Here is a 15,435-nt window from a genome sequence, read left to right on the forward strand (position 1 = left end):
ACAAATCCTGCACTATTTTAAAAATTGTTAGAATATTTTACAGAAACATGATGAATTATAAGGAAATTTTTTAGATTGAACTAAAAGCTCTACACCTATATATTATTTTTAGATGCAGAGTATATACGCTTTAACTGAACCACTGACCAAAATTTATCTTTTTGATGTTATACTTATAGTAATTTTAAAATCTTTCGTGAAAAATATTAAATATATTATGAAAATATCAAAAATGATATATTTATCCATGTATTCCCCCCCTTTTATTTTTTCTAAGTATATTAAATACTATGCGAAGATATATTAAATTATGTTTTAAACCTTAACCATTAAAATTGATTGTAATATTAGCTTTAAAACTCTCGAACATATAATATTCTGCTCATATATTTTACAACACTTGTTAAGGTTCAACATAAATTTAAACATTTACCATTAAAATATTTAAATACAATTCTTGTTAAGGTTCAACTCATATTGAATCATATCATCAGTTTTTTCTATGGCAATTTAAATACAATTCTTGTTAAGGTTCAACGTATCCAAAGCTTCTGGAGCTGCATCTATTACCATTATTTAAATACAATTCTTGTTAAGGTTCAACTATTAAGAGATGCCTTGAGTTATGGAGCAATCCTAAATTTAAATACAATTCTTGTTAAGGTTCAACCTAAGTCAATATAGTTTTGTATTTCAGGTATCAGCTTATTTAAATACAATTCTTGTTAAGGTTCAACCTGACCTGTAATTGCAAGTGCAGCAGCCAGCCATTGATTTAAATACAATTCTTGTTAAGGTTCAACCCTGTACAAAATGTGCTTTTGGTTGTAAACCCATCATTTAAATACAATTCTTGTTAAGGTTCAACATTTAGGATCAATATTAAATATCTCCTTTCTGGAGTATTTAAATACAATTCTTGTTAAGGTTCAACCTCGATCTTTTCAATGTCTGTTACTGCTATTTTGTCATTTAAATACAATTCTTGTTAAGGTTCAACTCCTGTGTTCTTCTATTTTACTTTCGTTATAGGCCTATTTAAATACAATTCTTGTTAAGGTTCAACTACTGTATTTCAAATTATCACAGGATATTCTAACAAATTTAAATACAATTCTTGTTAAGGTTCAACTTAGTCATTTCAGTTGGATAGTGTTCAGCATAACTTGATTTAAATACAATTCTTGTTAAGATTCAACTATAACATTTTTAGTGCTTCATATCTTCTTTCCCCATTTAAATACAATTCTTGTTAAGATTCAACTATGGAATTTAGCAAAGGCAGAAGAATCAATACTTTATTTAAATACAATTCTTGTTAAGATTCAACCTATGTTTTTTATCTTTGTGTTTAATTCCTCTACATTTAAATACAATTCTTGTTAAGATTCAACCTGAAGCAAAAGAAAATACTAACACACCAGAAAGTAAATTTAAATACAATTCTTGTTAAGATTCAACCCTAGTTGGGTTATTAATGCCTCCTTTTTCTTTTATTTAAATACAATTCTTGTTAAGATTCAACGCTTATAGTCAAGGAAAATCCGTACTTAGAAAAGAGGATTTAAATACAATTCTTGTTAAGATTCAACCCAGTACCGCCTGTATTAAATGCTATTTTACCTTCTGATTTAAATACAATTCTTGTTAAGATTCAACGATTTAATCCATTGTTTTAGTGTCAATTCATCTTTAGATTTAAATACAATTCTTGTTAAGATTCAACATTTCCAGAGTGGAAAACAGCAGACATAATTATACCATTTAAATACAATTCTTGTTAAGATTCAACCTTCCTCACCTATAATAGTTACTATGGGGTCTATGCATTTAAATACAATTCTTGTTAAGATTCAACGTACAAAAACTTCCTTCTCGCAGAGGTCACCCTCTAATTTAAATACAATTCTTGTTAAGATTCAACTAAATAGTAAAAATTATAAAAATTGAATACGTTCAATTTAAATACAATTCTTGTTAAGATTCAACTAACGTAAAATAGCCATTTCTTATTTTTATTATATCCTTTAAACCACCATAGATAAAGCCTTTTATTAAAATCTTTCCAACCATTTTTGATTTTTTGAATATCACATAGAAGAAATGCTGTAATCCATTGGATTTCAACGGACGCAGCACTTTTAGTTGGAATTGAGGTTGGAAAATATAATGACTTTTTCATATAATTTATTTTTTATACACAGTAAGAACAAATTCTTCTCCTGATTCCTGTAAAAGTGGCTCCCTTGCCCCTAAATCTTTCATTGTTTTCAGAATCATAGGAACGCCTCTTCCCAATTGATCTATATATCTCATATTTTCCATATATTTTACCAGGAAAGGATTTCTTGCATAAGACACTCCAATTTTCATCTTTTCAATAGTAACAGTATTAGGTAATTTCCCCGGACTATGAAATTCAATACGATTATCAAACATAAAAATTCTTATTTTAGAACCTAAAATACTGTAATTTCTATGCACAAGAGCATTTATAATAGCTTCCCTGAGTACTAAAATAGGGTATTCTTCCTCTTCCTTTCTTTTTAACTCCTTAATAATTGAAGGATTTTTCATATTATTTTTTAGTACTACCAATGTCTGTTCCGCTATGTCCTGTAATCTTCCACAGATTATCTTTTTATCTATAAGTTTATCTGTTATTTCATCTCCGCGAAAATGGGCAAAACTAATTCCATTTTGAACCATGATATTCTCCACATTTTTTCCGAATATTAATAGCCCTCCTGCAGAGCACACTATTTTCCCATCTGCTTCTTTCAATATATCTGCATTAATTAATATTCTCTCAACACTATCGTTATCTTCCTCATACAAATCAAAGGTATTGTATTTTGAAAAATAGTCTCTTATTATATCCAAATTTAAATCCCTTATAGAAGTATTATAGACTGGCGATATATCAAAATGAATACTACCATTGGCCTGAAATAACCTCATTAATTCTTCTCTTGAAGCTATCCTTTTTGTAGTTCCCACCCGTACATAGTATTTGTGATCAGTTGTATAATATGGCTTATTCAATCCCTTTGGAATACTAACTATGGCTATCTTTAATCCCTTTAATTCTATATCTTCATAAATAGGAATTATATTAGGTATACAATTATTTCTACATATATTCATGATCTTCTCTTCTATATTTTTATCCTGTACTCCCTTTATATTTCCATCATCTGAAATACCTATTAATATTATTCCACCCTCACTATTAGCAAAAGCCACAATTTCTTCTGCTAATTCTTTAGCTTTTATACCTTCTTCCTTAAATTCTATGTATGAATTTTCTCCACTTTTAATTATATTTAATAATTCCAATTTATCCATAACAAAACCCATCCTTATCACACAATATACTGATTATGAATTAATTATATCACATTTATTTTGCATTTATTTACAATATCATAAATGATTCTTCAACTTAAGTAGATATTATATTAGAGTCCAACTATTATATATAATCAGTCCAAAACTAAGACATAGAAATTTAAATATAATCCTTTTTACCATATACATTATTAACTACTAGTTAGTATGCTCTAAATTCTTCAAACTTTTAGCCAGACTCATTTGTGAGAAAGAATATATAGTTATTGCCACCCATATAAAACAAAAGGCTATCATATCAACAGCTGTAAACCCTTCATTATACACAAATATTCCAATAGCCAAGCTTATGGTTGGTGAAATATACTGTGTAAAGCCGATCAATGATAAAGGAAGCCTTTTTGCGCCACTTGCAAAAAGCAACAAAGGAATAGCTGTAACCACGCCACCTCCTATGAGCAAAAGGATTACCAACGTGCCTTGTGTCTCAAAAGCACCAACTCCACTAACATGTCTTAATGCTATATATATTGCCGCAGCCGGAGTAATTATAGCTGTTTCAAGAGTTAGTCCAATTATAGAGCTTGCTTTAACCGATTTTTTAATTGCCCCATATAATGCAAAAGAAATAGCCAGTCCTAAAGAAATCCACGGAATTTTACCATACTGAATGGTTTTTATTATTACACCAACAAACGCAACAATAAGTGCAGCTCCTGTCCAATAACTCAGTTTTTCCTTGAAAATTACCACTCCCAGTGCCACCGCTAATAATGGATTAATGTAATATCCAAGACTTGCATCTACAATCTTATCTGAACTGACAGCCCAAATATACAATCCCCAGTTAATCGTAATTAAAATTGATGCAATAAAGATATAAAGCATTTGCCCTTTATATTTAGCTATACGTTTTAATTCATCCCATTTTTTAGTTACTGTAATAATTAGAATCATGAATACTAATGCCCACACAATTCTGTTAGCTAAAATTTCCATTGAAAATACGCTATCTATCATCTTCCAATATACTGGTAGAATACCCCATAATGTATATGCCGCAGCCGCATATATCACACCAACAGTTTTTTGATTATTCATTTAATTTTCTCCACTTCTATCTTTATTTTCCCTATCAATATTTCCTATCTCTTATATTATTTAAATACAATCCCTGTTAAGGTTCAACTATGTAAAATACCCATTTTTATTTCTATTATATGTCTTAAATCTCTATAAATAAAGATTTTTCTTAAAACTTTTATCACAATAGAGAAAAGCACCTGTAAAATCAGGTACTCTTCTCATATCACTAAAATTTACATTTTAACTACAGGAAAATATACTTCTGTAACAAAATCCTGTGGATTGCATCCCTCTTCAGGCCCTTTTATATATTTTTCAAAAGGTGGTCTTGATATTTTATATTTATTATGCTTTACCCATTCCATCATGGCTCCATAAGCCTGAGAAATCTCACTATAAGGACCTACAAAAGTAGTATAGGCATGTAACCCTCCTTCCATTATCCGTGTACTTATTTCATTAGAACTAAATTCTTTATCTACAGGAATGCATACTTCTACATCTGCATTATCATGATTAAAGTCTTCCTCTTCATTTTGTAGATAATAAATAGACATTATATTACCTATAGGCTTTAATCCATTTTTATACACATTTTCATATATCTTACCTATTAAGCTTCCTATATAATCCATAGAAATATTATCTCTTATACTCAGTACTGTAAGTGGTTCCCGTTCTTTTAAAATAATATTAAATTCTCTATTTTCATTCATAATATCTTCTCCTTTTGCTAATTTTTCAAATTCATATTTCATTTGATTCAATAAAAATTGATTATAATTAAGCTCTTGTGTTAAACTTTTAATTTTTATTTCCATGAGCCTTTTTAATTTCTCTAAATTATTTTCGAGTAAAATCTCTCTTATTTCCTCAAGTAAAAAACCATAAGATTTCAATTTGTTTATAATTATGACATCTTTTATTTGTTTTAAATCATAATATCGATATCCATTCTCCTCATTTACATACTTCGGTTTTAGTAAATCGATTTTATCATAGTGCCTTAAAACCTTCGATGATAATTTTGCAATTTTGGAAAATTGTCCTATTGTGTACAACTCTCTACCTCCCTGAATATATTCAAGATTTAAATTAGGTTATTTATAAGTACTTTCAATAACTGCTTTAATTATAAACTTTCCCATAATGTCAAGGTCAATATATTTTGACAAAAATACAAAGTGAATTTTCAATTAAGTAAATTTCATTGAGTAATATTTTGATTATTTACACACAATAAGTAATAAACACTAAAAAGGGTGATTAGATCATGGAATTAGATAATAAGATTAATTCTATATTAGAATCATGTGGAAACAGTCAACAAGTTATTGTTAGAAGATTTTCTATTGGAAAAGATACTCCCCTAGATGCTGCCTTAATATATAAAGATGGTTTAGTAAATCAAGATATTATAAACAGAGATATATTAAATCCCCTAATGCATAAAGTTAATGAAGATTTAAGTAAAGCACAGTCAATTAATCAAGAAATTTGTAACAAATATATCTCTATGTCCAAAATTGTTATTCAAACTGATATAAATATGGCTATAAAAGATATAAGAAGAGGTAAAACAGCTGTTCTTGTACATAAGGAGGATACTTTCATTGTTGCTGATACACAAGGAACAAAACATAGAAATATATCTGAACCTATGGATGAAATCGGAATAAGAGGTTCAAAAGAAGGTTTTATAGAGGATATTGAAATAAATTTAAGTTTAATAAAAAAGGGTTTAAAAGACAAAAATTTAATTATAGAACCTTTCATCATAGGAAGACGATCCCAAAAGGATGTGGCCTTAATATATATAAAGGATATTGCAGATAAAGACTTAATTGAAGATACAAGAAATAAGCTATTATCAATAGATGTGGATACTTTTACTTCTGCAGGAATGCTGGAACAGTATATTGAAAATCATCCATATTCCGTTTTCCCTCAAGCTCATGCGTCTCAAAGGCCAGATGTTGTGCAGCAAAATCTTTCAGAAGGTAGAATTGCTATTTTAATGGATGGAACTCCTTTTGCATTAACTATTCCCGCTTTATTTATGGAATTTTTTCAGGCTGTTGAAGATTACTCTCAAAGAACTCTTTTAAGTAATTTTAATAGAATTCTCCGGGTATTTGGTACCTTCATAGTTATTTTATTGCCTTCTATATATTTAGACTTAATTAGGTTCAATTCAGAGCTTATTCCAATTAAATTTATTATACCTATAGTTCAATCTAGAAGAGGCATAGCACTTCCTCCTCTTTTAGAAATTTTATCCATGTATGTTGTGATAGAACTTTTAAGAGAAGGAGGGCTGAGACTTCCTACAAAAATCGGTCAGACATTAAGTGTTGTAGGAGGTTTTATTATAGGTAGTGCTGCACTTGAAGCCAAATTAGTTAGTCCTGCAACTTTAGTAGTAGTAGGAGTTGCTACCATAGGAACTTTTATTATACCGAACTATGATATGTCAAGTTCAATAAGATTGATAGGATTTCCTTTTCTTTTCCTAACAAACTTTTTAGGTGCTGTTGGATTAATTGCAGGATGGTATTTTTTATTTATCCACCTCCTTTCTTTAGATAGCTTTGGCGTTCCATATATGCCTCTGGATAAATATGGTGATTTTAAAGATACCTTTATTAGGGTACCCCTATGGAAAATGAATAATAGACCAGAGGGTATTCCAAACAATAACCCAAAAAGACAAACCAACTTTAGAAACAAACTGTGGAGGAACAAAAATGAATAAATTAGAAAGTAATAATATAACTCCAGGAGAGTTCACTTGTTTACTTATTGGCTCAATGATTGGTGTAGGAATATTATCACTGCCTAATGATCTAGTTAATGTGGCAAAACAAGATTCATGGATATCTGCAGCTATTGGTGCTGTATATCCACTATATATGGTTATAGTTGCTTCATTGTTATGGAAAAAACATCCACAGGAAAACATTTTATTTTTAAGTAAAAAATATTTGGGGAAATATTTGGGGAATATCTTGAATCTTATTTTTTTATTATATTTTGTTTTATTCACTACTTCTGTGGCCTTTGGAGTATCCTTAATATTAGAAACTTTAATATCTAATTTTTTAAGCACCTCAAAAATATTACTGATAATATTTTTTTTAGCTGCATATACATCCATGAAAGGATTGAAACTTTTAGGAAGGCTAAACCAATTGATGTTCTTATATACTATATTTCTTTCTTTTATTTTGGCTGTAGCACTTCTTAGAGGAACTTATTTGAATATATGTCCTATACTGGGTTCAGGAATTCTAAATATTATAAAAGCCAGTAAAAATTCAGCTTTTGCCTATGGAGGAATTGAAGTATTATTTTTAATTTATCCCTATGTCACCGATAAAAAGAGGATTACAAAATCATCACTATTAAGTGTTATAATAACAGCCTTAATTTATTCCTGGGTTACATTTATCACCATTTATTATTTAGGCATAGATATTGTACCCAAAATCGAATGGTCTGTAAATTCAGTAACAAAAACTTTAGAAATACCAGTAATTAATAACTTTAGATTTATATTTACAATTTTATGGGCAACTATTATTTACAAGACAATATCCAATCACTATTTTATAACAGCTTTCATCTTGAAAGATTTTTTTAAAAAAATACCTATTAAAAAAATTATTTATGCACTCTATCCCCTAATGCTTTATCTATCTCTTAGATATAAAAATTCTGCAGATAGACTGAATTTCTTGAATTATATTATTCCTAAATATACTTTATTTAATATGATCTATGTAGCATTGATAACAATAATAATTTATTTAAAGAAGGATAATTTACATGAAAAACAATAAAACAAAGTATATATCTATAATTTTACTATGTATAATAATCACAATTTTCTTCTCTATAGGACTAGATGATCAGCAGCCTGTAGAAGAATTAGATATTATTTCAGGATTAGGGGCAGATTTAATAATAAAAAATAATAAAGTAGCAGAACATATTGTCCCCATGTCAATATATTTGTTTGAATCTGAAAATAAAATAAACAGTACCTTGAAAACCGGTACTGCAAAAACCAAAGGAGAAACAAGACAAAATCGACAATTGTCAAATGACAAACAAAATATATTAGGTCTTGAAAAAGTATTTATTATAAGTGAAGAACAGGCACATTATGGTTTGCAGGATTGGACAGATATTTTATTTAGAAATCCTTATTTAAACGACACTGCATATGTTGCGGTATGCAAAGGAGAGGCTTCAGATATTCTAAGTACAAACATAAAAGGCTATCCGAGTTCTTCAGATTTTATAGGGGGCTTAATTAAAAATTCCATATTTTATAACTTTTTTTCAGATAAATATAGAGTTATGAATTTATTTTTATCCATTGGAAGTGAAGGATACAATCCCGTATTGCCTTATATCGAAATAACAAATAAAGGAATTACCATCACCGGAATGGCATTGTTTAATGGTAATAAAATGATTTCAAAAATCAATGTTGGCGAATTAAGAGCTATGAACATAATGAGAGAAAATAATGTAAAAGGTATGTTTACAATACAAAAAAGCACTTGTAAATATACAAACTATTATGCTACATCAAAACGAAAAGTTCACTGTACTAAAGAAGATAATAAATATAAATTCACCATAAATATCAGTTTGGAGGGAGATTTAATAACAGATACCCTGTATAAAAATCTGCAAAACAATCCTAAAAAAGTTGAGGAATTTAGCACTAAAATGTCTGAAGATATAAAAAAAGAATGTACTAATTTTATAAATAAAATGAAATATACCTACAAAGTAGATTGTTTGGAACTTGGAAAATTTGCAGCTGCCAAATATGGGAGGCATATGGAAAAAGATTGGAATTCTGTGGTATGCAATTCAGAAATTGATGTAAACGTAAAAGTAAAACTTAATAAAATAGGAAGAGGAGATTATTAAATTTTTATAATAAAGTATCTGAAATTATATATAACTTATATGTTTTCAGATACTAAAATATTTTAACTACATATCTTCCCAATAAAATTTTTCCTGTTCCTTATCCACTACAGTACTCTTATCGAACAGTTTTACAAACACTACAGCTAACACAAGAGCAATTATGCCTCCAATTATTTCATAAGTTCTTATAGAGCCTTCCATTAATTTTCCCAAATATCCTCCTAAAAACACACCCAAAAACACCAACATAATAGGAAAAATAAATAACATAAATGCAGCTATTAGCATATTTGTACTTTTCTTTTTTTGATTATAATCTTTGCCCATTTAAAATATTAGCCTCCCGCTATAACTTTTTTATCCGAACGCTACCATTGCTAATACTCCCATCTTCTTCAAAGTGGGAGATAAGCACTGCTACGCGCCTGGATAAGTTCTTCTAAGGTTCAGATGGAGATAAGCAGTTCCTGCAGCAAACTCCACCTGAACCTAAGAATCACTTGATTCTTATATTATAACTCTTAAAATATTTAAAATAAATGATTACTATTTTAAAATTATTTAAACTCCTTGAAGGAATTTAACATTAAATGTTGAATTTATGGTACTAAAGGAGGTGATTACTTTGTCTACCAATGTAAAAATAGCATTTATAAATAATAATATTAAAGAAAGAAATGGAGAACTTCATTTAAATGACGAATGGATACGCATTGAAAATGTCAGTAATAGAAGAATCAATATGTTTGGTTGGGAGCTGTGGCACTGGAAACCAAGTAAACAATATTCCCTTATTTACAGATTTCCAAAGCGCATTGACAACCTTTTTTGGACATTGGATCCCGGTGAAATTATAATACTATTTACAGGCTATGGTTCAAACAAATTCATAGAAGAAACTAGCGATCATAAATCTGAATTTCATTTTTATTGTGGAAAAAATTCTTTTATATGGAACAATGCTGGAGACATTGCCTGTCTATTTGATACTGAATCAATGACAAGCACCCTCGCAGTTCCATAAGCAATCATTTATATAAATATCAATAAACTTTAATACATATTTTTTAATTCCTAAAATCATATTGTACATAAAAATAAGTTATCAAACTTTATATATTTATTATATTTGTAGTATAATTATTTTATATGTAATAAAACTATATTTAACTAAACATTTAATAATTGTGTACATCTAACATTTTTAGGAGGTAAAAATGACATATTCAAAAGTAAAATATGAAGGTTTAAAAAAACTATGTGATATAGTTTTTGAGAAATTCGGATTTAGTCCAGAAGATAGTGGAACTATTACAGACGTTTTACTGCTGTCAGATTTGTTTGGAATTGAATCTCACGGAATTCAAAGACTGGTAAAATATTATAGTGAAATAAAAAATGGTCTTATAAAAGTGGATTCTAAACCAAAAATAATAAAAGAAACACCTGTATCTGCAATTTTAGATGCCCAGGCTGGTATGGGACAACTGGCAGGAAGAAAAGCTATGAATATGGCTATTGAAAAGGCCAAAACTTCAGGTATGGGCATGGTAGTGGTTAGAAACTCAAATCATTACGGTATTGCTGGATATTATGCTAAAATGGCTGAAGAAGAAGGACTTCTCGGAATATCTATGACCAACTCTCCTGCTGTTATAATACCTACTTTCGGAAAAGATGCCATGCTTGGTACAAATCCCATAGCTATATCTATGCCTGCAAAACCCTATCCCTTCCTAATGGATATAGCTACTAGTGTGGTTACAAGGGGAAAAATTGAAGTATATAATAAAAGGCATGAACCACTTCCGCTAGGTCTTGCACTGGATAAAAACGGAGAAGACACAGAAGATCCTTATGATATCTTATACAATCTTCCGAAAAAACTTGGAGGAGGTCTTGTTCCACTTGGAGGGTCTAAAGAACTTACTGGAGGGCATAAAGGCTATGGACTGGCTCTTGCAGTTGAAATATTTACAGCAATTTTATCTGGAGGTATCACCGGAAATTACGTTACGCTTCAAGGTTCTTCCGGCTCTGGCACCTGCCATTATTTCTGTGCAGTAGATTATAGTATATTTGGAGATAAAAATTCCATAGAAGATAAATTGTCAGAGTACCTAAATGAACTTAGAAATTCTAAAAAAGCTAAAGGAGCTTTAAGAATATATACCCATGGAGAAAAAGAAATTGAATCCTATAAAGATAAAATGGAAAATGGCATTCCAATGAATGAAGTTACTCTTAAAGAAATAGATGAAATATGTAAATATTTTAATATAAAGACCAGTGAGTACATAAAAAAATTTCCTACTGATAATATTTAACTAAAAACAGTTTAATAAAAATTGGAGGTATTTAAATAAATGATAAAAATAGGTAATAAGAAAATATTAATTAAAACAGGAGATATAACAAAAGAAGATAGTGATGCCATAGTAAATCCTGCAAATAGTGCTCTTCAGCATGGAGGAGGAGCAGCCTTGGCCATCGCAAGAGCTGGAGGTTCCAAGATACAATCAGATAGTAATGAACTTATAAAAAAAATAGGTAGTTTACCTGTGGGAAAAGCAGTTATAACCTATGGTCACGATTTAAACTGCAAATTTGTAATACATACTGTAGGTCCTATAATGGGAGAAGGTAATGAAGATGAAAAACTAAAAAAAGCTGTAAAAAGTGTGCTTAATTTGGCAGAGTCCTATAATTTAAGCTCCATATCTGTACCTGCTATAAGTTCTGGTATATTTGGATTCCCAAAAGAACGATGTGCAAAAATACTTCTTGAAACTTCTGTAGAATTTTTAAAAGGAGGAGATATATATTTAAAAACTATTGTTATGTGTAATCATGACCAGCAAACAACAGATCTTTTTTTAAAGGAAGAATTAAAATATATTTAACTTCATGTTTACCTTATTATTTATTTTAAGATATAAATCTAAAAAATAATTAAAATATTCCCAATGGGGGATATTTTAATTATTACGCACATTCAGGTCTTGTTACATATTATAAATAGTAACATATTTTTATAGAGGTGTTTTAATGTATAATATGAAACCTGAAGTTTTTAACTTTAATTCTGTTAAAGGTATTTCCCAAAGACAACTAAATGAACATTATAAATTATATGTGGGCTATGTAAATATTTTAAACCAAATCTGGAACACTGATTATACCCCTCAAAATTATACTGATAGTAATCCAACCTATTCAAAAATGCGAAGCTTAAAACTTGGTGAAACCTATGCACTAAATGGGGTAAAACTTCATAATCTTTACTTCAAGAATATGACAGGAGGCAATACCACTCCCCATGGTCCGGTACTTAACTCCATAATAAATCAATTCTCATCTTATGATAATTTTCTTTCTTATTTAACAAATGTAGGTCTATCCATGAGAGGATGGGCAATTCTGTCTATAGATTCACTAGACAATAAATTCCACATAATAGGAAGTGATCTGCACGACAAAGGATCTGTGTGGATTTCTTACCCTATATTAGTAATGGATGTTTATGAACATGCTTATTTTATGGATTTTGGAACAAATAAAAAAGAATATATTTCTACTTTCATTAAGAATATAAATTGGACTGTTGTAAATAAAAGATTCCAAAAGTACCTTCACTTATTGCAGATTTTAAATATAAATCACAATAGATATATTCCATATGAATTTCTCAATAGACATATTTAATAATAAAAAACAGCTTTAAGAGCTGTTTTTCACTATTTCCCTGCAAATAACGTATCGATCATATCGAACAGGAAGCTAAAAGATTCCCTTCTTTTAGATTTTATTCTTTTTAGTATTGTAACTTTATCCTTTGTTTCTTCAATATCCCTTATTTCTTTATTCATATAACTCCCCCCATTCAGACAATCAAATTTTATTATTTTTCGTATACTATAACCACATCTTTATACCCCTATATGATTAAACTAAATTCATTTGTTAATATATTAACATTCTTTACATTCAATTGCAATATATATGTTAAAAAAATAACTATATACCATAAATTTAAAACTTCTATTATTCTTAAGTTAAAAATTTTAAGATATTTTTGATAATCACTTAATGATATACCTAAATGTCACTGATTTAATTCTCAATTTATATAAAATTTTGCCCCAAAAATAAAAATGATTTATTTATAATATTTTTATTTGGACCACAAATGTTATAAAAATAATAAATCATTGTCATAATATTATCAATATCATTTTGTTGTCGATAACAGAATTAACTTTTGCTTAAAAGTAAAAGCACTTAGACACATTATTGATTTCAAAATGCCTAAGTACTCTAAAATATAATTGTCACGCTTCATTTGCCTTTGTATTTTTCCCTTTAACAAGCCCTTGTATAAAAAGCATCATCAAAGTAATTCCAATTAAAATAGTAGATACCGCAGCTATCTCTGGAGTTATGCTAGTTTTCATACTCTCCCACATAGCCAAAGGAAGTGTTTTAGTTTTAGAACCTGCCAGGAACATAGTAACAGTTACTTCATCTATAGATGTGCTAAAAGCAAATATTGCTGCTGAAAATATAGAAGCTTTAATTTGAGGTAATGTAATATTAAAGAACACACTAATTTGTTTTGAACCCAGCCCCATTGCTGCTAACTCAATATTTTTATCTACTCCCTTTAGTCCCGTCATCACTGTTACAAATACCATAGGTATTGCTAGAAGCGTATGCCCTAAAACTATTCCAGGTATGGTATTAGTTAATTTTAAAGGAGCAAAGGAATTATATAAAGCTACACTGATTATAATTACAGGTATAACCATAGGCATAACCATAAATCCCATAAATACATTTTTAAATTTAAATTCCACCTTAGTAACAGCAACTGCTGCCATGGTTCCTAAAATAAGAGCAAGTATTACTGTAAGCACTGCTATTCCAAGACTTCTGCCGAAACATTGAGTCCACTGACTATCATTAAAGAAAGCATGATACCACTGAGTAGAATAACTTGGTGGTGGAAATTTAAAATAACTTAACGAAGTAAAAGACAAGGGTATCAATACAAATACAGGAGCTATAAGAAAAAACAATATCACTATTACTATTATCGGAAGCCACATTATTCTCCCTCCTTCAACATAGGATTTCTTGTTGCCAATACTGCAAGTATAGACAAAAGTACCATGGTAATAATAAATAAAACCAAGGAAAGTGCAGAGGCTAAAGGCCAGTTCAAAGTAGCACTTATATTATTCTGTATGAGGGTAGATACAAGCATATTCTTTGATCCTCCTAGTAGCGCAGGAGTAATAAAATATCCAAGAGCTAGAACAAATACCAGTATTGATCCTGATAAAATCCCCGGAACAGATAAAGGAAAAAATACCTGCCAAAAAGCTTTTATAGGCCTGGCCCCCATAACTTGAGCAACTTCCACTAACTGTATGTCAATACTTGACATAACCGAATAAACATTTAACACCATGTACGGAAATAGAACATGGGTCATACCTATTGTTACAGAAGTAGTATTATAAAGTAAATCCAAAGGCTGACTTATAAGCCCTATATTCTTCAAAAAGGTATTTAAGATCCCCTGTTCCTGTAAGATTATGATCCATGAAAAAGTACGAACCAATAAACTAATCCAAAAAGGTATCATAATAATCATTAGAATGACCTTTTTTGTTCTGGAGGATTTTGTTTTAATAATAAAATAAGCTACCGGATAAGCAAGTACAATTGATATTGCTGTTACAATAAATGAAGTTTTCAAGGTAAGCCATATAACTTGAAGATATATAGGCTCTGTAAAAATCTGTGCTATATATTTAAAAGTAAATCCATTCTCATCTATAATACTTAATTTAAATAAACTTATCATAGGTACAAATGTGAATACTATAATAAAAAGTGCAGGCAATATTACCAGTATCCATTTTACATTAAATAAATTATTTAATTTATCTTTTGTAGAATTTTTCTCAAACATCATCTCTTCTTTCTTAATACTCTCATTCATCATTTCCATTCCCCCAAAAATCAATAACTATTAAT

At 29.3% G+C, this 15,435-nt stretch carries 14 protein-coding genes and 1 CRISPR repeat array; of the genes, 7 read left to right on the plus strand and 7 right to left on the minus strand.

The genetic code is table 11. The annotated features are described in order from the left end of the window. The first annotated feature begins 442 nt into the window (after window positions 1–442). A CRISPR array of direct repeats spans window positions 443–1,989; the repeat unit is 30 nt; unit sequence ATTTAAATACAATTCTTGTTAAGGTTCAAC. A gap of 198 nt (window positions 1,990–2,187) precedes the next feature. From CKL_RS13515 to CKL_RS13525, 3 genes are all read right to left on the minus strand, one after another. Further along, a complete protein-coding gene (locus CKL_RS13515) occupies window positions 2,188–3,348 on the minus strand; it encodes an RNA-binding domain-containing protein (protein ID WP_172634766.1) in 1,161 nt (386 codons plus the stop codon). Between the two features lie 201 nt (window positions 3,349–3,549). Beyond that, the gene (rarD, locus tag CKL_RS13520; protein WP_012103103.1) at window positions 3,550–4,452 is read right to left on the minus strand and encodes an EamA family transporter RarD; all 903 of its coding nucleotides are present in this window, start codon (window positions 4,450–4,452) and stop codon (window positions 3,550–3,552) included. A gap of 218 nt (window positions 4,453–4,670) precedes the next feature. Beyond that, window positions 4,671–5,498, minus strand: coding sequence for a MerR family transcriptional regulator (locus CKL_RS13525; RefSeq protein WP_012103104.1), 828 nt, complete (start codon window positions 5,496–5,498; stop codon window positions 4,671–4,673). A 212-nt stretch (window positions 5,499–5,710) separates the two neighbouring features. On the opposite strand from CKL_RS13525, the gene CKL_RS13530 reads away from it, so the two are divergent. Genes CKL_RS13530 through CKL_RS13540 form a run of 3 tightly spaced genes read left to right on the plus strand, consistent with a single transcriptional unit; the run spans window position 5,711 to window position 9,387 of the window. Then, on the plus strand, window positions 5,711–7,192 hold the full coding sequence (locus CKL_RS13530) for a spore germination protein (protein ID WP_012103105.1): 1,482 nt from the start codon (window positions 5,711–5,713) through the stop codon (window positions 7,190–7,192). Beyond that, on the plus strand, window positions 7,185–8,279 hold the full coding sequence (locus tag CKL_RS13535; RefSeq protein WP_012103106.1) for a GerAB/ArcD/ProY family transporter: 1,095 nt from the start codon (window positions 7,185–7,187) through the stop codon (window positions 8,277–8,279). Before CKL_RS13530 ends, CKL_RS13535 begins: the two co-directional genes overlap by 8 nt. Continuing rightward, window positions 8,266–9,387, plus strand: a complete 1,122-nt coding sequence (locus tag CKL_RS13540; protein ID WP_012103107.1) for a Ger(x)C family spore germination protein — start codon at window positions 8,266–8,268, stop codon at window positions 9,385–9,387. The genes CKL_RS13535 and CKL_RS13540 overlap by 14 nt, the downstream gene beginning before the upstream one ends. 66 nt (window positions 9,388–9,453) lie before the next feature. Here the strand turns inward: CKL_RS13540 and CKL_RS13545 are convergent, their stop codons facing one another. Continuing rightward, on the minus strand, window positions 9,454–9,717 hold the full coding sequence (locus tag CKL_RS13545; protein WP_012103108.1) for a SoxR reducing system RseC family protein: 264 nt from the start codon (window positions 9,715–9,717) through the stop codon (window positions 9,454–9,456). A gap of 289 nt (window positions 9,718–10,006) precedes the next feature. Between CKL_RS13545 and CKL_RS13550 the strand changes: the two genes are divergently transcribed. The 4 genes from CKL_RS13550 to CKL_RS13565 all read left to right on the plus strand — a co-directional run bounded on the left by CKL_RS13550 (window position 10,007) and on the right by CKL_RS13565 (window position 13,095). Then, window positions 10,007–10,414, plus strand: coding sequence for a lamin tail domain-containing protein (locus tag CKL_RS13550; protein ID WP_423200920.1), 408 nt, complete (start codon window positions 10,007–10,009; stop codon window positions 10,412–10,414). A gap of 193 nt (window positions 10,415–10,607) precedes the next feature. Then, window positions 10,608–11,717, plus strand: a complete 1,110-nt coding sequence (locus tag CKL_RS13555; protein ID WP_012103110.1) for an Ldh family oxidoreductase — start codon at window positions 10,608–10,610, stop codon at window positions 11,715–11,717. A gap of 39 nt (window positions 11,718–11,756) precedes the next feature. Next, window positions 11,757–12,293, plus strand: coding sequence for a macro domain-containing protein (locus CKL_RS13560; RefSeq protein WP_012103111.1), 537 nt, complete (start codon window positions 11,757–11,759; stop codon window positions 12,291–12,293). Between the two features lie 145 nt (window positions 12,294–12,438). Further along, entirely contained in the window at window positions 12,439–13,095 is a 657-nt protein-coding gene (locus CKL_RS13565) for a superoxide dismutase (RefSeq protein ID WP_012103112.1), read from the plus strand. A gap of 32 nt (window positions 13,096–13,127) precedes the next feature. On the opposite strand, the gene CKL_RS21595 is transcribed toward CKL_RS13565, so the two are convergent. From CKL_RS21595 to CKL_RS13575, 3 genes are all read right to left on the minus strand, one after another. Then, window positions 13,128–13,259: a hypothetical protein gene (locus CKL_RS21595; RefSeq protein WP_265873504.1), complete on the minus strand. Its 132-nt coding sequence runs from the start codon at window positions 13,257–13,259 to the stop codon at window positions 13,128–13,130. A 462-nt stretch (window positions 13,260–13,721) separates the two neighbouring features. Beyond that, window positions 13,722–14,498 (minus strand): ABC transporter permease, encoded by a 777-nt coding sequence (locus CKL_RS13570; RefSeq protein WP_012103113.1) that lies wholly within the window; start codon window positions 14,496–14,498, stop codon window positions 13,722–13,724. Continuing rightward, a complete protein-coding gene (locus tag CKL_RS13575; RefSeq protein ID WP_041700832.1) occupies window positions 14,498–15,403 on the minus strand; it encodes an ABC transporter permease in 906 nt (301 codons plus the stop codon). The genes CKL_RS13570 and CKL_RS13575 overlap by 1 nt, the downstream gene beginning before the upstream one ends. Window positions 15,404–15,435: the final 32 nt, after the last annotated feature.

This window comes from Clostridium kluyveri DSM 555 (assembly GCF_000016505.1).
GTDB lineage: Bacteria > Bacillota > Clostridia > Clostridiales > Clostridiaceae > Clostridium_B > Clostridium_B kluyveri.